Source organism: Nocardioides faecalis, assembly GCF_018388425.1.
Classification (GTDB): domain Bacteria; phylum Actinomycetota; class Actinomycetes; order Propionibacteriales; family Nocardioidaceae; genus Nocardioides; species Nocardioides faecalis.
The window spans coordinates 3,430,933-3,453,526 of the sequence record NZ_CP074406.1 but is presented as its reverse complement, the minus strand read 5'-3'; the positions used below and the strand labels follow the sequence as shown (position 1 = coordinate 3,453,526).

21 protein-coding genes are annotated in these 22,594 nt (G+C 72.9%); 14 read left to right on the top strand and 7 right to left on the bottom strand.

Annotated elements, in window-relative coordinates; genetic code table 11:
* Positions 1-125: 125 nt before the first annotated feature.
* Both KG111_RS16265 and KG111_RS16260 read left to right on the top strand, forming a co-directional pair.
* On the top strand, positions 126-545 hold the full coding sequence (locus tag KG111_RS16265; RefSeq protein WP_205289804.1) for a DUF3151 domain-containing protein: 420 nt from the start codon (positions 126-128) through the stop codon (positions 543-545).
* A gap of 225 nt (positions 546-770) precedes the next feature.
* Positions 771-1,799 (top strand): type IV toxin-antitoxin system AbiEi family antitoxin domain-containing protein, encoded by a 1,029-nt coding sequence (locus tag KG111_RS16260; RefSeq protein WP_205289803.1) that lies wholly within the window; start codon positions 771-773, stop codon positions 1,797-1,799.
* A 159-nt stretch (positions 1,800-1,958) separates the two neighbouring features.
* Here KG111_RS16260 and lysS read toward each other — a convergent pair whose 3' ends face one another.
* Complete coding sequence (lysS, locus tag KG111_RS16255) at positions 1,959-3,656, bottom strand: lysine--tRNA ligase (RefSeq protein ID WP_205289802.1); 1,698 nt, start codon at positions 3,654-3,656, stop codon at positions 1,959-1,961.
* An 11-nt stretch (positions 3,657-3,667) separates the two neighbouring features.
* Positions 3,668-4,621: a diacylglycerol/lipid kinase family protein gene (locus KG111_RS16250; RefSeq protein WP_249666179.1), complete on the bottom strand. Its 954-nt coding sequence runs from the start codon at positions 4,619-4,621 to the stop codon at positions 3,668-3,670.
* A 41-nt stretch (positions 4,622-4,662) separates the two neighbouring features.
* On the opposite strand from KG111_RS16250, the gene KG111_RS16245 reads away from it, so the two are divergent.
* Positions 4,663-6,105, top strand: a complete 1,443-nt coding sequence (locus tag KG111_RS16245) for a carboxyl transferase domain-containing protein (protein WP_205289801.1) — start codon at positions 4,663-4,665, stop codon at positions 6,103-6,105.
* Positions 6,106-6,170: 65 nt separating this feature from the next.
* On the opposite strand, the gene KG111_RS16240 is transcribed toward KG111_RS16245, so the two are convergent.
* Complete coding sequence (locus KG111_RS16240; RefSeq protein ID WP_205289800.1) at positions 6,171-6,545, bottom strand: nuclear transport factor 2 family protein; 375 nt, start codon at positions 6,543-6,545, stop codon at positions 6,171-6,173.
* 101 nt (positions 6,546-6,646) lie between these two features.
* Entirely contained in the window at positions 6,647-7,690 is a 1,044-nt protein-coding gene (locus tag KG111_RS16235; protein ID WP_205289799.1) for a GGDEF domain-containing protein, read from the bottom strand.
* Between the two features lie 355 nt (positions 7,691-8,045).
* On the opposite strand from KG111_RS16235, the gene KG111_RS16230 reads away from it, so the two are divergent.
* Positions 8,046-9,338, top strand: coding sequence for an adenylosuccinate synthase (locus KG111_RS16230; protein ID WP_205289798.1), 1,293 nt, complete (start codon positions 8,046-8,048; stop codon positions 9,336-9,338).
* A gap of 75 nt (positions 9,339-9,413) precedes the next feature.
* Here KG111_RS16230 and KG111_RS16225 read toward each other — a convergent pair whose 3' ends face one another.
* A complete protein-coding gene (locus KG111_RS16225; protein WP_205289797.1) occupies positions 9,414-10,445 on the bottom strand; it encodes a hypothetical protein in 1,032 nt (343 codons plus the stop codon).
* Positions 10,446-10,565: 120 nt separating this feature from the next.
* Between KG111_RS16225 and purD the strand changes: the two genes are divergently transcribed.
* From purD to purB, 4 genes are all read left to right on the top strand, one after another.
* Entirely contained in the window at positions 10,566-11,864 is a 1,299-nt protein-coding gene (gene purD / locus KG111_RS16220) for a phosphoribosylamine--glycine ligase (RefSeq protein ID WP_205290040.1), read from the top strand.
* A 3-nt stretch (positions 11,865-11,867) separates the two neighbouring features.
* Complete coding sequence (locus KG111_RS16215; protein ID WP_249666178.1) at positions 11,868-12,431, top strand: GNAT family N-acetyltransferase; 564 nt, start codon at positions 11,868-11,870, stop codon at positions 12,429-12,431.
* The gene (locus KG111_RS16210) at positions 12,428-12,934 is read left to right on the top strand and encodes a GNAT family N-acetyltransferase (protein WP_205289796.1); all 507 of its coding nucleotides are present in this window, start codon (positions 12,428-12,430) and stop codon (positions 12,932-12,934) included. The genes KG111_RS16215 and KG111_RS16210 overlap by 4 nt, the downstream gene beginning before the upstream one ends.
* 205 nt (positions 12,935-13,139) lie before the next feature.
* The gene (gene purB, locus KG111_RS16205) at positions 13,140-14,576 is read left to right on the top strand and encodes an adenylosuccinate lyase (RefSeq protein WP_205289795.1); all 1,437 of its coding nucleotides are present in this window, start codon (positions 13,140-13,142) and stop codon (positions 14,574-14,576) included.
* Positions 14,577-14,593: 17 nt separating this feature from the next.
* Here purB and KG111_RS16200 read toward each other — a convergent pair whose 3' ends face one another.
* Positions 14,594-15,001, bottom strand: a complete 408-nt coding sequence (locus KG111_RS16200; RefSeq protein ID WP_205289794.1) for an SRPBCC family protein — start codon at positions 14,999-15,001, stop codon at positions 14,594-14,596.
* Between the two features lie 203 nt (positions 15,002-15,204).
* Between KG111_RS16200 and KG111_RS16195 the strand changes: the two genes are divergently transcribed.
* The 6 genes from KG111_RS16195 (at position 15,205) to KG111_RS16170 (ending at position 22,097) form a co-directional block, all read left to right on the top strand.
* Entirely contained in the window at positions 15,205-15,993 is a 789-nt protein-coding gene (locus tag KG111_RS16195; RefSeq protein WP_205289793.1) for an ABC transporter ATP-binding protein, read from the top strand.
* On the top strand, positions 15,990-16,889 hold the full coding sequence (locus tag KG111_RS16190; protein WP_249666177.1) for an ABC transporter ATP-binding protein: 900 nt from the start codon (positions 15,990-15,992) through the stop codon (positions 16,887-16,889). Before KG111_RS16195 ends, KG111_RS16190 begins: the two co-directional genes overlap by 4 nt.
* Positions 16,886-18,721, top strand: coding sequence for an AMP-dependent synthetase/ligase (locus tag KG111_RS16185; protein ID WP_205289791.1), 1,836 nt, complete (start codon positions 16,886-16,888; stop codon positions 18,719-18,721). Before KG111_RS16190 ends, KG111_RS16185 begins: the two co-directional genes overlap by 4 nt.
* Positions 18,718-19,605 (top strand): branched-chain amino acid ABC transporter permease, encoded by an 888-nt coding sequence (locus KG111_RS16180; protein ID WP_205289790.1) that lies wholly within the window; start codon positions 18,718-18,720, stop codon positions 19,603-19,605. Before KG111_RS16185 ends, KG111_RS16180 begins: the two co-directional genes overlap by 4 nt.
* The gene (locus KG111_RS16175) at positions 19,602-20,726 is read left to right on the top strand and encodes a branched-chain amino acid ABC transporter permease (protein WP_205289789.1); all 1,125 of its coding nucleotides are present in this window, start codon (positions 19,602-19,604) and stop codon (positions 20,724-20,726) included. Before KG111_RS16180 ends, KG111_RS16175 begins: the two co-directional genes overlap by 4 nt.
* 90 nt (positions 20,727-20,816) lie before the next feature.
* Positions 20,817-22,097: an ABC transporter substrate-binding protein gene (locus tag KG111_RS16170; RefSeq protein ID WP_205289788.1), complete on the top strand. Its 1,281-nt coding sequence runs from the start codon at positions 20,817-20,819 to the stop codon at positions 22,095-22,097.
* Positions 22,098-22,171: 74 nt separating this feature from the next.
* Here the strand turns inward: KG111_RS16170 and KG111_RS16165 are convergent, their stop codons facing one another.
* Positions 22,172-22,489 (bottom strand): antibiotic biosynthesis monooxygenase family protein, encoded by a 318-nt coding sequence (locus tag KG111_RS16165; RefSeq protein ID WP_205289787.1) that lies wholly within the window; start codon positions 22,487-22,489, stop codon positions 22,172-22,174.
* Positions 22,490-22,594: the final 105 nt, after the last annotated feature.

The window sequence follows — 22,594 nt, the reverse complement described above, 5'->3', positions numbered from 1 at the left end:
GCCTGTGGGGTGGCGACGGACGCGTCGTGCCGGTGGACGCGTCGAGGTGGACGCGGCCTGGGGGAGCGTCCCGGGCTCGACACCCGCCCACCGGCATCCGTCCCTGGCCGGACACAATGGCGAGCATGAGCATCACGCCCGGCGCCGACCTGATGGCCGGCCCCCCGCCCACCCACCTGCCCGTCGACCCCGCCGCCGAGCTGCTGGCCTCCGGCATGGTGGCCGTGGACGTCGTACGACGCCTGCCGGCCTCGCCGCTGGCCTGGGCGACCCTGGCCGAGGAGGCCCGCGCCGCCGAGGTCGACTGGGTGACCGTCTACGCCTACGCCCGCGTCGGCTACCACCGCTCCCTGGACCTGCTGCGCCGCAACGGCTGGAAGGGCCACGGCCCCGTGCCGTGGGACCACGAGCCCAACCGCGGCTTCCTGCGCGCCCTCGCCCTGCTCGCCCAAGCCGCCGACGCCATCGGCGAGACCGACGAGGCCGAGCGCTGCGCCACCTTCCTGCGCGACTCCAGCCCCGCCGCCGCCGACGCCCTGCTGTGAGCCGGGCGGCCACGGCTCGCTTGTAACTACGAGTTATGGCCTCTACCCGGGTGGTAGACCACCCGGGTAGAGGCAACAGCACCCGGGTAGATGCGCCCGAGCGGCGTCACCTGAGCGTGCTCAAGAAGTCCACGACCCCTCCCGTCGTACGACGCGCCGCGCCGCCGTCCACAGCTCGCTAGCGCGCCCTGGCCCGGACCGTGTGTGGCGTCGACGCTGGGCTGCGTGGACCCACGCGTCACCGCCGCCATCGCCGCCAACGACGGTCTCATCACCCGCGCTCGCGCGCTCGACCTCGGCCTGAGCCCCGGCGAGGTACGACGCCTGCTCCGGCACCACGAGTGGGTGCCGCTGCGCCGCGGCATCTACACGCCGGCTGAGACCTGGGCCGAGCTCGACGAGCACGTCGGCCGCCCGCTGCTTCTGGCCCGCGCCGCCGTGCTCGCGATGCGTCGCGGGTGGGTGCTCAGCCACGACTCGGCGGCGCACGCGCTCGGCATGCCGATCCTGGCCGCGCGGGACGGGTTCGTGCACATGACGCGCCCGGGCTGGACGAACGCGTGGACCGAGAACGGCGTCAAGCACCACCTCGCCCGGTACGCCGACCAGCAGGTGCTGCGCGTCGGCGGGGTGCCGGTGCTCGACCGGGCCCGGACGGCGGTCGACATCGCCCGCGAGCACGGCATCCTGGCCGGGATCGTCGCGTGCGACTCCGCCCTGCGCGCCGGTGCGACCCGCGCCGAGCTCGAGGCCGCCTACGTGATCATGCAGTGCTGGCCCGGTGTGAAGGCGGCGCGGCGCAGCGTCGCGCTCGCCGACCCGGGTGCGCAGACGCCGCACGAGTCGCTCGGCCGGCACCTCGTCATCGAGGCCGGGATCGGCGAGCCCGAGACGCAGTTCCCGGTCCGCACGCAGCGCGGCATCGCGTGGTGCGACATCCGCGTCGGTCACCACGTCATCGAGACCGACGGCCGGCTCAAGTACCGGTCCCTCGAGCGCGGCGGGGTCGCCCACGATGTGGAGGAGGCCGTCTGGGAGGAGAAGCTGCGTGAGCGCGCGGTGAGCGACCGCGGCCTCGTGGTCAGCCGTGTCGTCTGGGCCGACCACTGGGGTCCGCGCCGCGCGGACGCCGTACGACGGCTGCGGTCCGCGCAGGCCGAGGCCGATGCCCGGTTCGGCCGTGAGCTGTCGCCGACGCTAGCAGCGGAGGCGGAGCGGATCCGGCGCGAGCACAGCGCCCGTCGGCCCGCCTGACGCACCCGGGACGTCGTACCGCGGCCCCGTGCGGGGTCGGCCCGGTGACTCCCGAGCACGGCGCCCCGAAGGCATCTACCCGGGTGCTGTTGCCTCTACCTGGGTGGTCTACCACCCGGGTAGAGGCCATAACTCGTAGTTACAAGCCCTCCGCCCGGCTCACGCGGTGAGCAGAGCCCGCACGCGGTCATCGCCGAGGGCGGCGAAGAGGGTGGGCAGGCGGGGGCCGCGCTCGGCGGCGACGAGGAGCTCGTAGAGCAGCTTGAAGAAGGCCTTCTGGTCGGCCTTCACCTCGTCGGTGGGGGCGTCGTCGACGCTCAGCCCGCGGGCCAGCTTGGGCACGCCGTAGATGAGCGAGGTCAACGCGTCGGTGTCGGTGAAGTCGGCGGGCAGGCCGGCGAGGAGCAGCTCCAGCCAGCGGGACTCCTCGGGCGTCAGCGCGGACAGCCGGGCGGTGTCGGCCTCGGTGCGCACGGTGGTGCGGTCCTCGGGGTCGACGTAGTCGGTGATCCAGGTGGCGGCCTTGGTCAGCCGCGGCTCGAGGTCCGCCTCGCTGGCACCGACGGTGCGGGCGATGATCTCGCGGGAGCCGGCGGTGACGTCGGCGATCGAGGAGAGCATGCGGAACGGCACGGGCACGGCGGGGGTGGGCAGGGTGCCGGCGGTGGAGGTGGCCGAGGCCCGCTCCCAGGCGAGCACGGCGGCGTCGCGCTTCTCGGGTACGGCGGCCTTCTTGGTCAGCGCGTCCCACTCGTCGTACAGCCGCAGCACCTCGACGCCGAAGTCGACGTTGAAGGCCTGCTTGGGCTGGCGGCGCACGTAGAGCCAGCGCAGGATCGGCGCCTCCAGGATCCGCAGCGCCTCGGCCGCGGTCGGCACGCCGCCCTTGGACGACGACATCTTCGGCATGCCGGCGACCCCGACGAACGAGTAGCCGACGAACGACGGCGCGGTGCCGCCGAAGATCGGGCCGACGATCTCCTTGCCGACCGTGTACGACGACCCCGGGCTGGCGTGGTCGACGCCGCCGGGCTCGAAGTGCACGCCCTCGTAGGTCCAGCGCATCGGCCAGTCGACCTTCCACACCAGCTTGCCCTCGTTCTGGGTGGCCACGTTGGTCACGTGAGACTCCCCGCAGGCGTCGCAGGTGTAGGCCAGGTCCGTCGTGTCGTCGTCGTACGACGTCAACGTGACCGTGTCGCGGCCACACCCGCGGCAGTAGGGCTTGTAGGGGAAGCGGGCCAGGTCCTCGCTGGTGCCGGCACCGCCCTCCACCTCGGCGGTCGACTCGGCGGTCGACTCGCCGTCCTCGACCGGGTCGGCCTTCTTGGTGCGGAACCGGGACATGACCGACTCGATCTCGCCGCGCTTGCGGATCGCGGTGAGCACCTGCTCGCGGTAGGCGCCGGCGCGGTACATCTCGGTCTGGTTGACCTCGACCATGTCGCAGCCGAGGTCGGCGAGCGCGGCGCGCAGCGGCGCCTTGAACCGCTCGGCCCAGTTCTCGAACTCGCCCGTCGGGTCGGGCACGGCGGTCAGCGGCTTGCCGATGTGCTCGGCGAAGGACGGGTCGACGCCGGCGGGCACCTTGCGGAACCGGTCGTAGTCGTCCCAGCTGTGCAGGTGGCGCACGGTGATGCCGCGGCGGCGGATCTCCTCGGCGACGAAGTGCACGGTGAGGAACTCGCGCAGGTTGCCGAGGTGGATCGGGCCGGACGGGCTGATCCCGGAGGCGCAGGTGACGACCTCGGGCAGGGTGCCGCCGTTGACCTGCTCGGCGTGTCGCAGCGCCAGGTCGGCGGTGCGGGTCACCCAGTCGGTCGGGTCGGTCTGCTGATCGCGCTGTCCTCGTGCCACGACGGGCAACTCTAGTTGCCGGAGGCCGTGGCTCCCGACTCGGCGGGCAGCACCATCGTGTACGCGTCCGGCACGACGCGCCAGGTGCGTCGACGCACGGGGCCGGAGATCTCGCCGTCGCTGTTGCAGTCGAACGGCGTGCCCGCCACCCGGACCTCACAGCCGCGGACGATCTTCACGTCCTCGTGCTTCTCGTGGCTGGCGAACGGCAGGCGCAGCAGGTAGGCCAGGCGCGCCCAGGTGCCGACCGGGGTCGCGATGAGCACGTCGAGGGCGCCGTCGTGCGGCAGCGCGTCGGGGGTCAGCGCGGTGCCGCCACCGACGGAGGTGCCGTTGCCGATCGCGACCATCAGCACCTGCTGGTCGAGGTCGACCAGCAGCTCGCCGTCGACCTCGACCCGCACCCGCAGCGTGGGCGGCTTGAGGGCGGTCTGCAGCGTCCCGATCGGGTAGCCCAGCCGGCCGAGGTTGAGCTTGCCGACGCCGACGGAGCCGAGCCGCTCCTTCCAGACCGCGCCCTTCGCGCCGGCGTCGGCGCCGGCGCCGAGGTGCACGCTGTTGACGGTCACCGTGTCGGTGTCGTCGACGACCACGTCGAGGCGGCGGGTGGCGCCCTCGAGGATCACCCGCGCAGCCGCGGCGGGCTCCAACGGGATGCCGAGCCCGCGGGCGAAGTCGTTGCCGGTGCCCAGGGGGAGCAGGGCGATCTCGGCCTCGCCCAGCTCGCCGCGACGGTGCAGCGCGGCCACCACCGCATGCAGGCTGCCGTCGCCGCCGGCGACCACGATCCGCCGTCCGCCGGCGCCGGCGCGGGCGAGCACGGTGTCGAGCTCGTCGGGGGAGGAGGTCGCGGCGACCTCGACGTCGGCGATCGCGCCGAGCACGGCGAGGGCGGTGTCGACGGCCTCGACGTCGGCGGTGCCCGCCTCCGCGTTGGTGATCAACAGCAGGGAGGGGGTAGGCACGGCCCCACGCTACCGGCGGGGCCGTGGTTGGATGCGCAGCCATGGGGACCTCGAGCCGATTGACCGCGCGTGAGCTGATCGATCTGGTGCTGGACGCCGGTTCGTACGAGTCCTGGGACACCCCGGTCGACATCAGCGGCCACCCCGCCTCCTACCAGGAGGCGCTGCGGGCGGCGGCGGAGAAGGCCGGCACCGACGAGTCGGTGCTCACCGGCCGCGGCACCGTCCGCGGTCGTCCGGTGGCGTTCGTGGTCAACGAGTTCCGATTCCTGGCCGGGTCGATCGGGGTCGCCGCGGCGGGACGGATCGCGGCGGCCGTGCGCCGTGCCAGCGCCGAGGGCCTGCCGGTGCTGGCCAGCACCTCCTCGGGCGGCACCCGGATGCAGGAGGGTACCCGCGCGTTCGTGCAGATGGTGGAGATCTCCCGGGCCCTGATGGCGCACCGCGCCGCTGGGCTGCCCTACCTGGTGCACCTGCGCCACCCGACCACGGGCGGCGTCTACGCCTCCTGGGGCTCGCTCGGCCACATCACCGTCGCCGAGCCCGGTGCGTTGGTCGGCTTCCTCGGCCCGAAGGTGTTCGAGGCGCTCAACGGCGAGCCGTTCCCTGCCGGGGTGCAGGTGGCGGAGAACCTGGCCGCGAAGGGCGTCATCGATGCCGTCGTACCGGCCGACGAGCTGCCGGCGCTGGTCGACCGCGCCCTCGGTGTCCTGGTCGACCCGCCGGCGGCCGCCGACCTGGACCGGCGCGACCCGGTGCCGCCGGGCACGGCCGCGGAGCGCCCGGTGTGGGACGACATCGTCGCGACCCGCGCGCAGGGACGGGCCGGCGTGCGCGACCTGCTGCGGTACGGCGCCACGGGCACCGTGCGGCTGCGCGGCACCGACGAGGGCGAGCGCGACGACACGGTGCTCATCGCGCTCACCCGGCTCGACGGCCAGCCGTGCGTGCTGGTCGGGCAGGACCGCTCCCGGCAGACGCCGGCCACCCCGATGGGACCGGGGGCGCTGCGTGAGGCGCGCCGCGCGATGGCGCTGGCCGAGGAGCTGGGCCTGCCGCTGGTGACCGTCATCGACACTCCCGGCGCCGAGCTGTCGCCGAAGGCGGAGGAGGGCGCGATCGCCGGCGAGATCGCCCGCTGCATCGCCACCTTGGTCACCATGACGGTGCCGACCGTCTCGGTGATCCTGGGGGAGGGGTGCGGGGGTGGGGCGCTCGCGCTGCTGCCCGCCGACACCGTCGTCGCCGCCGAGCGGGCCTGGCTCTCCCCGCTGCCGCCGGAGGGCGCCAGCGTGATCGTGCACGGCGACACCACGCGCGCCGCCGAGATGGCCGCGAACCAGAAGGTCGGGGCGCTGGAGCTGCTCGCCGGCGGCGACGTGCACGCCGTCGTCCCCGAGCCGTACGACGACTCGGCCGAGACCCTCGCGCGCGCCGTCGTCGCGGAGGTCGCCGCCCACCTGGTCGCCGCCCGCGCGGGCTGACCGGGCGGGCTGACCAGGCGGGCTGACCAGGCGGGCTGACCGGGCGGGCTGACCAGGCGGGAGCGTCAGCTCCAGACCATGTCGTCCTCGGACCAGAAGGCGCGCATGCTGGTGATCCGGCCCTCGTCGTCGAAGGTCATCACGTCCACCGGCGCCAGGGTCAGCTTCTTCTCCCCGACGATGGTGACGAGCTCGAAGGCGAACGCGGCCTCGTTGCCCGCGACCCGGGCGTGCAGGACCCGGGCCTCCTGCTCGAGGCCGTCGAGGGCGGCGTAGAACTCCGCGATCGACTCCCGGGTGGTGCGCACCTCGCTGCCCACCGGGTCCTCCACGGTCGCGCCGTCGGCGTAGAGCGCGACCACGTCGGCGGAGCTGCCGGTGGCGACGAGCTCGACGTAGCGGTGGATGGTGTCCAGCAGGGTCTGCTTGCTCGCGGCCACGAGGGGCTCCTTCACGTCGGCACGCCCAGAAGTAGAACGTGTTCTCGGCGCTGAGTATGGCCGAGTATGGAGGGCGTGGCCGCCGGGGTCCAGCCGCGCGCTCAGCCCACCGGGTCGGCGGAGCTGGCGGTCACCACGCAATCGCGGCCGAGCTCCTTGGCGCGGTAGAGCGCGGAGTCGGCTGCGGAGTAGAGCGCGTGGAGGTCCGAGGCGTGCGTGGGCAGGTGCGCGCAGCCGATGCTGATGCTCACGGCGATCGGGTCGCCGCTCCCGGTGTGGAACGGCTCCTCGCGCACCGCGGCCATCAGCTCCGCTGCGCGTTGTTCGACGTCGTCGAGGCCGCACGCCGGCATCAGCAGCGCGACCTCGTCACCGCCGAGGCGACAGGCCACGTCGTTGGCGCGGCCATGCTTGCGCAGCAGCGCCGCCAGCTGGACCAGCACCGCGTCGCCGGCCGGGTGACCGTGCCTGTCGTTGATCGACTTGAAGTGGTCCACGTCGAGCAGGATCAGGGCGGTCCCGGACTCGTTGCCGGCCCCCGACAGCGCCGACCCGGCCGCCTCGTCGAGCACTCGGCGGGTGGCCAGCCCGGTCAGCGGGTCCACCGCCGCCATCTCCTCCAGCCGCGCGACCAGCCGGGCGTTGCGCTCGCTGGCGATGGCGAGCAGCATGGTCGTCGTGCCGATCGCGGCGGCGACGTACCAGGCGTCGACCAACGCCTCACGCGCCGGCAGCTGGGTCGCCACGACGACGACCTCCCCGGCGATCGCCAGCACCGCCAGGAAGGCCGCACCGGGCGGCCGCAGCTGCGAGGCGCCGTAGAGGGCGGGGAAGAGGAAGAACAGCTGTGCGGTCAGGGTCGCGTCATCGGTGAGCAGGTCGATCAGCACCAGCGCCGGCACCGAGAGCACCGGCGCCAGCGCCCAGCCGAGACGGTGCTCGGGGCCGATGACCAGCGACATCGCGCTGACCCCCATGACGAGCGCGAGCAGAGCTGCGGCGAGGAGCGCGGTGGTCCCGCTCGGCGTCGTGGCCTGCAGCGGGGCGGTGAACAACGCCGTGGTGACCGCGACGCCGCTGAGCGTGGTGACCGTGCGGGCTGCCACGACGTGGTCGCGGGGCTGCAGCCAGTGCAGGACATCCATGGGCGGTCTCGTCCGGTCCTCTCGGGGGTGGTAGGCGGCCGGTGTCCCGGTCGTCCCCAGACCGTAGGTGCCGTTGCGGGTTTTCGCTACACAACGCCGCAACTTGTCTGTAACCCCGGGCCCCGGGACCGCAGCCCGGCCGGAACGGGCCGGGTCCGGGCCGGGGTCGGGCCGTGCGGGGACGGGCCGGACCGGACCCGGTTTGGTAACGTGGGTGCGCAAGAGCCCCGGTCTTGCCGGGGCTGTTTGCTTGTCAGACGCCGGCGACGGCGGCCAGTGGCGCGTTGAGCAGCCGACCGGGAGCACCCGTTCCACACCGTGCGGACGGACACCGTGGCGTAGCGAAGGAGCAAGCATGCCCGCGATCGTGATCGTCGGAGCCCAGTGGGGCGACGAGGGCAAGGGCAAGGCCACCGACCACCTGGGCAGCCAGGTCGACTACGTGGTGAAGTTCAACGGCGGCAACAACGCGGGACACACCGTCGTCATCGGCGACGAGAAGTACGCGCTGCACCTGCTGCCCTCGGGCATCCTCACCCCGGGCTGCACCCCGGTCATCGGCAACGGCGTCGTCGTCGACATCGACGTGCTGTTCCACGAGATCGACGGCCTCGAGGCCCGCGGCATCGACACCTCCTCGCTGAAGCTGAGCGCCAACGCGCACGTCATCGCCGACTACAACCGCACCCTGGACAAGGTCACCGAGCGGTTCCTGGGCAGCCGCAAGATCGGCACCACCGGCCGCGGCATCGGCCCCACGTATGCCGACAAGATGAACCGGATCGGCATCCGGGTCCAGGACCTCTTCGACGAGAAGATCCTCACCGCCAAGGTCGAGGGCGCGCTCGAGCTGAAGAGCCAGATCCTGACCAAGATCTACAACCGCCGCGCGCCGTCGGTGGAGCAGACCGTCACCGAGCTGCGCAGCCACGCCGAGCGGCTGGCGCCGTACGTCTGCGACACCAGCCTGCTGCTCAACGAGGCGCTGGACCGCGACGAGGTCGTGCTGATGGAGGCCGGCCAGGCCACCCTGCTCGACGTCGACCACGGCACCTACCCGTTCGTGACGTCCTCCAGCGCGATCTCCGCCGGGGCGTGCACGGGCACCGGCATCCCGCCGACCCGGATCGACCAGGTCATCGCGATCGTCAAGGCCTACACCACCCGCGTCGGCGAGGGCCCCTTCCCGACCGAGCTGCTGGATGGCCCCGAGGGCAAGGGCGAGTTCCTGCGCAAGGCGGGCTGGGAGTACGGCACCACCACCGGCCGCCCCCGCCGCTGCGGCTGGTACGACGCCGTCATCGCCCGCTACGCCGCGCGGATCAACGGCGTCACCGACTTCGTGCTCACCAAGCTCGACACCCTCACCGGCCTCGAGGAGCTCCCGGTCTGCGTCGCCTACGACGTCGACGGCGTGCGCCACGAGGAGATGCCGGTCAACCAGTCCGACTTCCACCACGCCGTGCCGATCTACGAGACGCTGCCCGGCTGGAGCGAGGACATCTCCGGGTGCCGCAGCTTCTCCGACCTGCCGCAGGCCGCGCAGGACTACGTCACCTACGTGGAGGAGCGCTCCGGCTCGCGGATCTCCGTCATCGGGGTGGGGCCCGAGCGCGAGCAGGCGATCGTGCGGCACCCGCTGCGCTGACCGCGCAGACCTGACCGCGCAGACCTGACCGCGCAGACCTGACCGCGCTGGCCGACAGCGTGGGCCCGGCGGGGCTCAGCCGCGCCGGGCGAGATGGGCCCGGGCGGCCTCGTCCCAGCCGAGGGAGCGCGGGTCCGTGGCGACCTCGGTGCCGTCGACCTCGAGCAGCACGATGCCCTCGGCGTCCGGACCGGGGTCGGTGCTGCCGGTGCGCCGCACCCGCAGCAGCGACGGCCCGGCGTCCTGGGCAGCGTCCACCAGCGCCCTGAGCATCGGCCACAGCTCCGGCCGGTCGTCGCGGCCGTAGTCGGCGTGCGACACGTCGCGGGCGTGCGAGAGGTGCACGGTGAGCACCGGCCGGTCCTCGCCGACCGCGAGCTCGCTGAACTGGGCGAGGTCGGGATGGGCCGCCAGCGCTTGCTCGGTCCCGCGCACCAGCGCCACGGTCCCGGCGTCCAGCGGTGCGCCGTCGATCTCGATGTCGTCCAGGGCGCCGTCGGCGGAGCGCACCAGCCAGCGTCGTACGACGTTCGCGGACCCGCGGCGCACCACCGACTCCAGGATCGGCGCCACCGCACGGTCCGAGGCCGGCACCACGACCGCGGTGAGCGGGGTGAGGTCGAGGCGGTGCAGGTGCCCGGCGAGGTCACCCTTCGCGGCGGACAGCATCAGGTCGGCGACCGCAGCAGTGTCCAGGGCGGTGTCGACGCTCTCCTCGTCGACCACCAGCTCCACGCTGGGCGGGGTCTCGGGCGAGCGCAGCCGCAGCGTGATCGCGAAGACGTCGAGCCCTGCCCCGCGCCCGAGTCGGCGCACGTCGTCGATCCGGTCGGCCAACGCCTCGGCATCGAGGCCGGGGGACACGGCGACGGTGAAGTCGTTGCGGTGGCCCGCGGTGACGTCGCGGCTCTGGGACAGGTCGACCTCGCCCACCCCGGGCAGTGCCGCCAGCTCACCGCGCAGCTGCTCCGCGGCCCGGTCCTCGTCGACGTCGCTGCCGCAGCCGGCCACGACGAGCGGCAGCAGCACGACGAGCACGACGAGCAGCGCGCGGCCGGTGCGCGCGCGAGGGCGGACGCGAGGGTGCAGCGGCGGGGAGAGACGCACGGGCTTGCACCTACCCCCGGAGCCGGCAGGTGATGCGCCGCGCGTGCTCCCGCCGTCCGGGGGCTCAGGCGCCCCGGCGGCGCCGTAGGATCGTGGCCTGTGAGCGACGCACCCGAGCCCTTGACCTGTCTCGTGATCGGCACCGGCGGCCGCGAGCACGCGCTGGCGCTGGCGTTGTCGCGCGACCCGGGCGTGAAGGCCGTGCATGCCGCCCCCGGCAACCCGGGCATCGGCGCGGTCGCCGCGCTGCACGAGGTCGACCCGATGGACGGCGACGCCGTCGCCGCGCTGGCGGTCGAGGTGGGCGCGGACCTGGTCGTCATCGGTCCCGAGGCGCCGCTGGTCGCCGGCGTGGCCGACGCCGTGCGCGCGGCCGGCATCGCGGTCTTCGGCCCCTCCGCGGCCGCCGCCCGGCTCGAGGGCTCCAAGGCGTTCTCCAAGGAGGTGATGGCCGCGGCCGGTGTGCCCACGGCCGGCTCCTTCACCTGCACCACCCCCGAGGAGGTCGACGCCGCGCTGGACGCCTTCGGGGCGCCGTACGTCGTCAAGGACGACGCGCTCGCCGCGGGCAAGGGCGTCGTGGTCACCCGCGACCGCGCCGAGGCGAAGGCGCACGCCGCGTCCTGCGGGCGTGTGGTGATCGAGGAGTTCCTCGCCGGCCCGGAGGTCTCGCTGTTCGCGGTGTGCGACGGCACCACCGCCTACCCGCTGCAGCCGGCGCAGGACTTCAAGCGGATCTTCGACGGCGGCCGCGGGCCGAACACCGGCGGCATGGGCTCCTACTCGCCGCTGTCGTGGGCACCCGCCGACCTGGCCACGACGGTCATGGAGAGTGTCGTGCAGCCCACCCTGGACGAGATGAACCGCCGCGGCGCGCCGTTCGTCGGCTGCCTGTACGTCGGCCTGGCGCTGACCGAGACCGGCCCGCGGGTCATCGAGTTCAACTGCCGCTTCGGCGACCCCGACGTGCAGCCCGTGCTGGCGCTGCTGGACTCCCCGCTCGGCGGGCTGCTGCACGCGGCCGCGCAGGGCCGGCTGGCCGAGGTCGAGCCGCCCCGGTTCCGTGACGGCGCCTCGGTGACGGTGGTGCTCGCCTCCGCCGGCTACCCCGAGTCCTCCTCCAAGGGCGACGTGATCCGCGGTGTCGGGGTCGCGGGCGGCGTCAACGACGTCGACGTCATCCACGCCGGCACCGCGATCGTCGACGCCCCCGAGCCCGGCGACGCCGAGCACCGCCACCTGGTCACCGCCGGCGGACGGGTGCTCGCTGTGCGCGCCGTCGGGTACGACGTCTCCGACGCCCGGGCTCGCGCCTACGCCGCCGCCGACCTGATCTCCTTCGATGGCCTGCAGCGTCGCTCGGACATCGCCGCCGAGCCGCTCGGCGTGGTCGAGGGCGCCTCGCTCGCCGAGGGCTGAGCCGTGAGCGCCCCTGCCGCCGGCCGGTCGGCACACGTGCGCCCCGCCACCGAGGGCGACATCGACGCGGTCGCGGCGATCTACGCCACCGAGGTGCGCGAAGGCACCGCGACCTTCGACCTCGAGCCGCCGCCGCGGGCGAAGTGGCAGCAGATGCTGGCCTCCGCGCACCCCGGCGACCACTTCGTGGTGGCCGAGGAGGACGGCGTGGTGCTCGGCTACGCCTACTCCACCGCCTACCGCACCCGCGGTGCCTACACCCACACCCGCGAGGTGAGCGTCTACCTCGACCCGGCCGCGACAGGGCGCGGCCTCGGCCGCCTGCTGTACGACGACCTGCTGGCCCGGCTCGCCGCCGGCGGCACCCACACGGCGCTGGCGTGCATCACGCTGCCGAACCCGGCCAGCGAGGGACTGCACCGGGCGTGCGGCTTCGAGCCGGTCGGGGTCATGCGCGAGGTCGGGCTCAAGCACGACCGGTGGATCGACGTGGCGTGGTGGCAGCGGATGCTCGACGCGCCCCCGCTCCCGCCCACGCCCGCGCCCACGCCTGAGGCCGGGCGATGAGCGGCCCGCCTCCCGGCGCGCGGCCGGGGATCCACACGGCCCGGCTGCGGCTGGTGTTGTGGGACGCCGCGACCGTCGCGGCGATCCGCTCCGGCGAGCGGCTGGCGGACTGGCACGCCGACTTCCCCCGTGAGGACGACCGCGGCGCCGCGGTGCTGTGGCGCGAGGGCGACCCCTGGGGTCCGCGCTCCATCGTCCGATCCGGGGCGGAGCTGGTGATCGGCTCGATCGGCTTCTTCGGTGCCCCCGAGCCGGCCGACGACGGCGTGCTCGAGGCCGAGGTGGGCTACGGCCTGGTGCCGCAGGCCCGCGGCTACGGCATGGCCACCGAGGCGCTGCTGGCGCTGATGGGTCCGGTCGACGCCCAGGGTGTGCGGGTGCGTGCCGGTGTCGCGCCGACGAACCGGGCCGGCATGCGGGTCGCCGCCAAGGCCGGGTTCACCGAGATCCGCGGCAGCGACGAGGACGGCCGGCTCGTCCTGGTCCGTCCGGCGCGCGGCTGAGGCCCGCGCTCCGAGGGCCACGACAGACGACTCGGCCGGCCACAACCGACGACTCGGGCCGCCACAGCGGGCGATTCGGCCAACCACAGGGGGAGACTCGGCCCACCACAGGGGGCGATTCGGCCAACCACAGGGGGCGACTCGGCGGTGCCCGTCCGCGGCAGCGCCGACGGTTCGGTGGCCGGTGCGGTGCGTGGGAGAATCGATGCCCGTGACCGTCTCGCGCACCGTGCCGAATGTCCTGGCGACCCGCTACGCCGCCGCCGACCTCGCCCAGATCTGGTCGCCGGAGCACAAGATCGTGCTGGAGCGGCAGCTGTGGATCGCGGTGCTCAAGGCGCAGCGCGACCTCGGTATCGAGGTGCCCGAGGGTGTCGTGGAGGCCTACGAGGCCGTCGTCGACAAGGTCGACCTCGGCTCCATCGCCGCCCGGGAGCGGATCACCCGCCACGACGTGAAGGCCCGGATCGAGGAGTTCGCGGCCCTCGCCGGCCACGAGCACATCCACAAGGGGATGACCTCGCGCGACCTCACCGAGAACGTCGAGCAGCTGCAGGTCAAGCAGTCGCTGACCCTGATGCGCGACCGCGCGATCGCCGCCCTGGCCCGGCTCGGGCGGCTGGCCGCCGAGCACGAGACCACCGTGATGGCCGGCCGCTCCCACAACGTCGCCGCCCAGGCCACCACGCTCGGCAAGCGGTTCGCCACCGTCGCCGACGAGCTCATCATCGGCGTGGAGCGGATCGAGCAGCTGCTCGGGCGCTACCCGCTGCGCGGCATCAAGGGCCCGATGGGCACCGCCCAGGACATGCTCGACCTGCTCGGCGGCGACGCCGACAAGCTCGCCGACCTCGAGCAGCGCGTGGCCGGCCACCTCGGCTTCGACCGGGTGCTGACCAGCGTCGGCCAGGTCTACCCGCGCTCCCTGGACTTCGACGTGCTCTCCGCGCTGGTGCAGCTGACCGCCGCCCCGTCGAACCTGGCCACCACGATCCGGCTGATGGCCGGCAACGAGATCGTCACCGAGGGCTTCAAGGAGGGCCAGGTCGGCTCCTCGGCGATGCCGCACAAGATGAACACCCGCTCGTGCGAGCGGGTCAACGGCCTCGCCGTCGTCACCCGCGGCTACCTGTCGATGGTGGGCGAGCTCGCCGGCGACCAGTGGAACGAGGGTGACGTCTCCTGCTCCGTCGTACGACGGGTGGCGCTGCCGGACGCGTTCTTCGCCGTCGACGGGCTGTTCCAGACCTTCCTCACCGTGCTCGACGAGTTCGGCGCCTTCCCGGCGGTGATCCAGCGCGAGCTCGACCGGTACCTGCCCTACCTGGCCACCACGAAGGTGCTGATGGCCGCGGTGCGCAACGGGGTGGGCCGCGAGGCCGCGCACGAGGCGATCAAGGAGGCCGCGGTCGGCACCGCGCTGGCGATGCGCCAGGGCCAGGCCACCAACGACGTCTTCGCCAAGCTCGCCGCCGACGAGCGCCTCGGCCTGACCAGCGAGCAGCTGCAGTCGCTGGTCGCCGAGCCGATCACCTTCACCGGCGCCGCGGTCGCCCAGACCCAGGCGGTCTGCCGGCAGGTGGCGGTCCTCGTCGAGCGGCACCCGGCCGCGGCGGCCTACGCCCCGGGCGAGATCCTCTGACCCGCTGACCCCGCGCGTCAGCCGGCGGCCACGAGCCGGGCGGCCCGGACCAGGTCGGCGCGCACCGGGCGGCGGGCCAGGGTGCTCAGCAGCCGGCCGACGCCCGGGGCGCGCACGGCGAGGTCGACGTGCACCAGCGTGCCGCCCTCGGTCGGCTCCAGGGTGAGGGTGAGCCGCGCGGTCACCGGACCCCAGGTGCCCACCTCGGCCCAGTGCCGCGGCGCCTCGCTGCGCTCGGTGCGCATCCGGGGCCGTACGCCGGGCACGGCGGTGACGTCGGTCCAGGTCGCGCCGGCACCCGACGGGGCGCCGTCCGGGCCGGGCCGCAGGTCCTCGACGCGGCGCAGCGAGGACTGCCACGCGGGCCGGTTGCGGGGGTCGGCGAGGTAGGCGAACGCGCGCTGCGGCGGGACTGCGAAGAGCACCGGGCGGCGGGATCGGGGAGTCGCGGGCTCAGGTGACATGACGGTGCCCAGCCAACCAGCCGGCGCCGCTCGCGGCCACGGGGGCCGCCGGGGAGCCGCGGGACAACTCTTCGGACCAACCCGCGCGTTGTCGCCTCCGACGACGCCCGGAGCCGCTAGATTCCATCTCACTGTGACGCGAATCACAGCCTTGGGAGGCGCGGTTGCTCGCCGTACAGAACCTGGAAGTCGTCTACGACGACGTGGTGCTCGCCCTGCGCGGGGTCAGCCTGGCGGTGCCCGACGGCCAGGTCGTCGCCCTGCTCGGCGCCAACGGCGGCGGCAAGTCCACGCTGCTGCGGGCGCTGTCCGGGCTGCTGGACATCCACGACGGTGAGATCCGCAAGGGGACGGTCACCCTCGACGGCGACGACATCAGCCACCTCGCGGCCTCGGCGCTGGCCCGTCGGGGGATCAAGCACGTGCTCGAGGGCCGCCGGGTCTTCAAGGAGCTGACCACCGACGAGAACCTCCGGGTCGGTGCGCATGCGGACCGGCGCAACCTCAAGGCCAACCTGGAGCGGGTGCACACCCTGTTCCCGGTGCTGCACGAGCGCCGCGACTCCCCCGCCGGCCTGCTGTCCGGCGGGGAGCAGCAGATGCTCGCGATCGGGCGGGCCCTGATGTCCGACCCGCGCTACCTGCTGCTCGACGAGCCCTCGCTGGGCCTGGCGCCCAAGGTGGTCGAGCAGATCCGCGACATCATCGTGGAGATCAACGCCCAGGGCACCGGGATCCTGCTCGTCGAGCAGAACGCCGTCATGGCGCTCTCGATCGCGCACCACGGCTACGTGCTGGAGAACGGCCGGGTGGTGATGGACCGGACCGCGGAGCAGCTGCGCGAGGACGCCGACGTCCGCGAGTTCTACCTCGGCCTCGGCGCCGAGGGTGAGGTGGCACGGTCCTTCCGCAGCGTCAAGCACTACCGCCGCCGGAAGCGGTGGGCCTCGTGAGCGCCGACCCGGGCAGCCCCGGGGCGGCGGCCGCGCCGGTGCTGGAGGTCGACGACGTGCACCTGTCCTTCGGGGCGGTCAAGGCGGTCAACGGGGTCGGCTTCACCGTCGGCGCCGGCGAGCTGTTCGCCGTGATCGGCCCGAACGGTGCCGGCAAGACCAGCATCTTCAACGTGCTCTCCGGGGTCTACCGGCCCCAGCGCGGGCAGGTGCGCCTCGAGGGCCGCTCGCTGGTCGGGCTCCGCCCGCCGGCGATCGCCCGGCTCGGGATGGCGCGCACCTTCCAGAACATCGAGCTGTTCACCAACCTGACGGTGATCGACAACCTGATGCTCGGCCGGCACCAGCACCTGCGCTACGGCACCCTCGCCGCGATGCTGTGGGTCGGCCGGGCCCGCAACGAGGAGCTGCGACACCGCCGCCGCGTGGAGGAGATCATCGACTTCCTCGAGCTCGCGCAATGGCGCCGGATGCCGGTCGGCCTGCTGCCCTACGGCGTGCAGAAGCGCGTCGAGCTCGGCCGGGCGCTGGCCATGGAGCCGCGGCTGCTGCTCCTCGACGAGCCGGTCGCCGGGATGAACCTCGAGGAGACCGAGGACATGGCCCGCTACATCCTCGACATCCGCGACGAGCTGGGGATCTCGATGATCATGGTCGAGCACGACATGGGCCTGGTCATGGACATCGCCGACCGCGTGCTGGTCCTCGACTTCGGCACCCCGGTCGCGATCGGCACGCCGGCCGAGGTCCAGCGCGACCCGGAGGTGATCCGGGCCTACCTGGGCGGTGAGGCGCTCCAGGAGCCCCCCAGCGACTCCACCGGGGAGACCACCGGGGAGACCACCGGGGAGACCACCGCGGACCCCGCCGCCGCCGGAGAGGGGGCACCGGCATGACCCGCACCCTCGTCACCCGGATCCGCGACCGGGCGAGCGCCACCCCCGACCGGGTCGCGATGCGCGAGAAGCGGCTCGGGCTGTGGCACGAGATCACCTGGGCGCAGTACTGGGACTCCATCCTCGACGTCGCCCACGCGTTGCTGGCGCTCGACGTGCGCCCCACCGACCGGGTCGGGGTGCAGAGCGAGAACCGCCCCGAGTGGCTGATCCTGGACATGGCCGCGGTCGCGGTGCGCGCCACCACCGTCGGGCTCTACCCGACGAACCCGACCGCCGAGACGTCGTACCTGCTCTCGCACAGCGGTGCCTGCGTGCACCTGGCCGAGGACCAGGAGCAGGTGGACAAGGTCCTCGAGGCCGGCGACCTGCCCGACCTGCGCCGGATCGTGTACGTCGAGCCGCGGGGCCTGCGCACCTACGACGACCCGCGGCTGCTGTCCTGGGAGGAGCTGGTCGCGATGGGCCGCGCGCACCGCGCCGCCCACCCGGGCGCCGTCGAGGCCCTCGTCGCCGCCGCGGAGCCCAGCGACGTGATCACGCTGGTCTACACCTCCGGCACCACCGGGCCGCCGAAGGGCGCGATGCTCACCGTCGCCAACGCGGAGTTCGCCCTGGAGACGGTGCTCGAGCGCAGCCCGCTGACCGACCCGATCCCGGGGCCCAAGGACCTGACGCTGTCCTACCTGCCGCTGTGCCACGTCGCGGAGCGGGTGCTGACCACCTGGTACAACGCCGGCGCCGGCACCCAGGTGAACTTCGCGGAGTCCATCGAGACCGTGCCGCAGAACCTGCGCGAGGTGCAGCCGACCCTGTTCTTCGCGGTGCCCCGGATCTGGGAGAAGCTGCTGGCCACGACCCGGATCAAGCTGGACTCCGCCACCCCGCTCAAGCGCCGCTACGCCGCGTTCTGGATGCGCCGAGCGGACCGGCTCGGCGCCACCCTGGCCGCCAACGACGGCCGGCACACCGCCGGCACCCGCGTCGTCTACGCGATCGGCTGGCTGCTGTTCTTCCGCGCCCTGCGCGAGCGGCTCGGGCTGCGCCGCGTGCGGCACGCCAGCTGCGGCGCGGCCCCGGTGGCGCCCGAGGTGCTGCAGTTCTTCATGGGCATCGGGGTGGCGATGCATGAGCTGTACGGGATGACCGAGAACACCGCGATCGCCACCTGCAACCGCGTCGGACGGGTCCGCCTCGGCACGGTGGGCGAGGTGCACGACGGCATCGAGCTGCGGCTGGACGAGACCACCGGGGAGATCCTGACCCGGCACGCCGCCAACTTCGTCGGCTACTGGCGCGACCCCGACGCCACCGCCCGCACGCTGAGTGCCGAGGGGTGGCTGCACACCGGCGACGTCGGGGAGTGGGTGGAGGGCACGCACCTGCGGATCACCGACCGGATGAAGGACATCATCATCACCGCCGGCGGCAAGAACGTCGCCCCCTCCGAGATCGAGAACGGGCTGAAGGCCTCGCCGTACATCAAGGAGGCGGTGGTGATCGGCGACGGGCGCCGCTACCTGACCGCGCTGATCGGCATCGAGCTCGACACCGTCGGCGCCTGGGCGCAGCAACGACGCCTCGGGTTCACCACCTACCGCGACCTCGCCGAGAAGGAGGAGGTCCGCGCGCTGGTCCAAGGCGTCGTCGACGAGGTCAACGCCCGGCACAACCCGGTCGAGCAGATCAAGCACTTCCGGATGCTGCCCAAGGAGCTGGACCACGAGGACGGCGAGCTGACCGCGACCCAGAAGGTGAAGCGGGCCGCGATCGACCGGGCGTTCGGTGACCTCGTCGAGTCGATGTACGCCACCGAGAGGACCCCGTCATGAGTCAGTTCCTGGGGGCGGTCATCGGCGGCCTCGGCCTCGGCTCGATCTACGCCCTGCTCGCGCTGGGCTTCGTGATCATCTACAAGTCGATGGGCGTGATCAGCTTCGCCCAGCCGGCCTTCCTGCTCGCCGGCACCGTGCTCGTCACCTACCTGACGCCCGAGCTCGGCTTCGCCCTCGCGGTGCTCGTCGGCGCGATCGCGATCGCCGGCGTCGCCCTGGTGGTGGAGCGGGTCGCGATCCGCCCGATGGTCGGCAAGGCGGTCTTCGTGATCGCGATCATCACCATCGGCGTCGACATCATCGTGCGCATCCTCACCGGCATGTTCGTCGGCTCCGACCAGCGCAGCGTCGGCGACCCGTGGGGCATCGACACCTGGCAGGTCGGCGGCGTGTACGTCGAGCACCGCGACGTGGCGGCGTTCGCGGTCACCTCGGTCCTGGTCCTCGCCCTGTTCGCGTTCTTCCGGTGGACCCCGATCGGGCTGGCGATGCGGGCCTCCGCGCTCGACCAGGAGGCCGCCATGGCCCAGGGCGTCAGCGTCGGGACCGTGTTCGCGGTCTCCTGGGGCCTGGCCGGCGCGCTGGCCACCGTCGCCGGGGTGTTCGCCGCCGCCGGGCGCACGGTGGACCAGAACCACTGGCACATCGCGCTCCTGGCGTTGCCGGTGATCATCCTCGGCGGCCTGGACTCCCTCGGCGGGGCGGTCCTCGGTGGGCTGCTGATCGGCGTCGCCCAGCAGGTGGTCACCGCCTACCACCGCGACTGGTTCCCCGGCCTGGACACCAACGTCGGCTCGATCACGCCGTACGTCGTGATGCTGGTGGTGCTGCTCGTGCGGCCCTACGGGTTGTTCGGCACCCGGGAGGTGGCGCGGGTATGAGCATCCTGACCAGCTGGGGCCGCCCGGAGCTGTACACCAGCTACCGCCAGGACACCGCCCTGCTCAACACCCGCTCCAAGATGCTGGGTGCGGCGGCGGTGCTCGTCGTGGCCGCCCTGGTCCCGCTGATGGTGGCCGACAACCTGCTGATCATCCTCGCCGGCGGGCTGGTGCTGGCGATCGGCGCGATCGGGCTGAACCTGGTCACCGGCTACGCCGGCCAGGTCTCGTTGGGGCACGCCTTCTTCGTCGGCGTCGGCGCCTACACCGCGGCGGTGATGGCGGGCGAGGAGGACGGGCGCTACCTCGGCCTGGGCATCGACTTCATGCCGGCGTGGCTGCTCGGGGCGGGGGCCGTCGCGGCGCTCTTCGGTGCCGTCGTCGCCCCCCTGGCGACCCGGCTGCGCGGGCTGTACCTGGCGGTGGTCACCCTCGGGCTGGTCTTCATCGGCCAGTACTTCTTCTTCGAGCTCGACTCGGTCACCGGTGGCCCGCAGGTCGGTCGCGAGGCCGCGTCCCCGGAGCTGTTCGGCATCCAGTTCACCGTCGACAACGGCTGGCAGGGCGGCTGGACCGAGGAGCAGAAGCTCTACTGGCTGTTCCTCGCCGTGCTCGTGGTCCTCGGTGTCCTCGCCCGCAACATCGCCCGCTCCCGCATCGGCCGGGCGTTCTCGGCGATCCGGGACCGCGACGTCGCCGCGGGGGTGATGGGCGTCGACCTGACCCGCTACAAGGTCATCGCCTTCACCATCTCCTCCTTCTACGCCGGCGTCGCCGGGGCGCTGATGTTCTCGGCGAGCGGGCACTTCACCCCCGAGTCCTTCGGCCTGCTGATGTCGGTGCAGTTCATCGCGATCGTGCTGATCGGCGGGGTCGCCACGATCTCCGGCACGATCATGGGCGCGATGCTGATCGCCCTGTTGCCACGGGTGGCCAGCGAGCTGCCCGCCTTCGTGCCGTTCCTGTCCTCCTCGGCCAGCGAGCACCCGAACGTCTTCGAGTTCGAGCAGGTGATGTACGGCGTCCTGATCGTCGCCTTCCTGCTCTTCGAGCCCAGGGGGCTGTTCGGGATCTGGCACCGGATCCGCACCTACTGGAAGAGCTTCCCCTTCTCCTACTGACCGCCTCGGCCCGGGTCAGTGCCCGGGCCGGCAGCACCGGCTCGGCCCGCACCATCCACAACCCCAGGAGGAACCGTGAATCGAAGGTCGATGAGAGCAGGGGCGATCGTCACCGCCCTGACCGTGAGCCTGGCCGTGGCTGGTTGCGGCCGCGACGACGACTCCGGCGGTGACGGCCGCGCCGCGCCCGGGGTCACCGAGGAACCGTGTCCCGACGCCGTCGACAAGGACAAGGGCTGCATCTACCTGGGCACGATGACCGACCTGACCGGCGTCTTCAAGGGCGTCGGCGAGCCGTTCACCGCCGGCCAGAAGGCGTTCTGGGACAAGGTCAACGCCGACGGCGGCATCGGCGACTACGAGGTCGACGTGACCGAGTACGTCAAGGACAGCGGCTACGACCCCGAGAAGCACGCCGAGCTGTTCAACGAGATCAAGGACAAGATCCTCGCCGTCAGCCAGTCGCTGGGCACCGCGCACACCAACGCGATCCTGGAGGACGCGACCAACGAGTCGATCCTGGTCGGGCCGGCCTCGCTCGGCTCGAACTGGATCTTCGACGACATCTCCATCGAGGTCGGCACCAGCTACTGCACCGAGGGCATGAACGCCGTCGACTACGCCGCCGACCAGGGCGCCAAGTCGGTCGCGGTGGTGCACTACCCGGGTGACTACGGCGACGACGCGATGGTCGGTGCCCGGATCGCCGCCAAGGAGCGCGGCCTGAAGTTCACCGACATCACGACCGGCCAGGTCGACGGCGGTGACGACCAGTCCGCCGCGATCGGGGCGCTGCTGAAGGCCAAGCCGGACTTCGTGCTGATCGCCACCGGCCCCAAGGAGATGGCCTCCGTGGTCGGCGGCTCGGCCGCGCAGGGCTTCAAGGGCCGGTTCATCGGCTCCGTGCCCAGCTGGAACGCCGCCGTGCTGGACTCGCCCGCCGGTCCGGCCATCGAGGCGCTCTACATGCAGGCGACGTCGTTCCCGACCTGGGACGCCGACACCAAGGGCTCGGCGGAGATGCGCGAGGCGGCCGGGGACATGGCGCCCAACGACTGGTTCGCGATCGGCTACAACTCCGGCTACGTGATGGAGGCGCTGCTGACCAAGGCGATCGACGACGACAAGCTCGACCGCAAGGGCCTGGTCGAGACCGCCAAGGCGATGAAGGGCGACATCGACAGCGAGGGCACCCTGCCCGAGGGCACCGGCAACTGGGTCGGGGACCCGAACGAGGACGCGGTCCGGGTGACCCAGCTGAACAAGGTCGACCCGAAGGCCTCCTCGAAGCTGTCGCTGGCGGTGGAGCCGTTCACCGGCAAGACCGCCGAGGGCTACAAGTTCACCGAGCCCTGCTACCTGATGAAGTAGCGCCGGGCTGCGGCGGGCCGCCGGTCCTCGTGATCGGCGGCCCGTCGGGCCTCAGGTGGCAGGTGGCAGGTGGCTCAGGACGGCTTGACGTCCAGCACGACCTCGAACTCCAGCAGGTCCGCGCCGGTGGCGACGGGCTTCTGCGGGGCCTCGCCCGGCTGGTGGGCGTGCGCGGCCCGGGCGTCACCGTCGCGCCACGCGGCGAAGGACTCCTCGTCGGCCCACCGGGTCACGACGAAGTACCGCTCCTCGCCGGCGGTGGGGCGCAGCAGCTGGAAGCCCTCGAAGCCGGGGGAGCCCTCGACGGCGCCGGCGCGGGCGGCGAACCGCTTCTCCAGCTCGGGACCGGCGTTCGGGGGGACCTGGATGGCGTTGATCTTCACGACAGACATGGTCCGAGCCTAGAGGCGGACATGGTTCGAGCCTAGAGGCGGCGTCGTGCGGGAGATGGCGTGCCCGGGCGCGCTGGGGGGGACGTTGCCCGGGCACACCGGTCC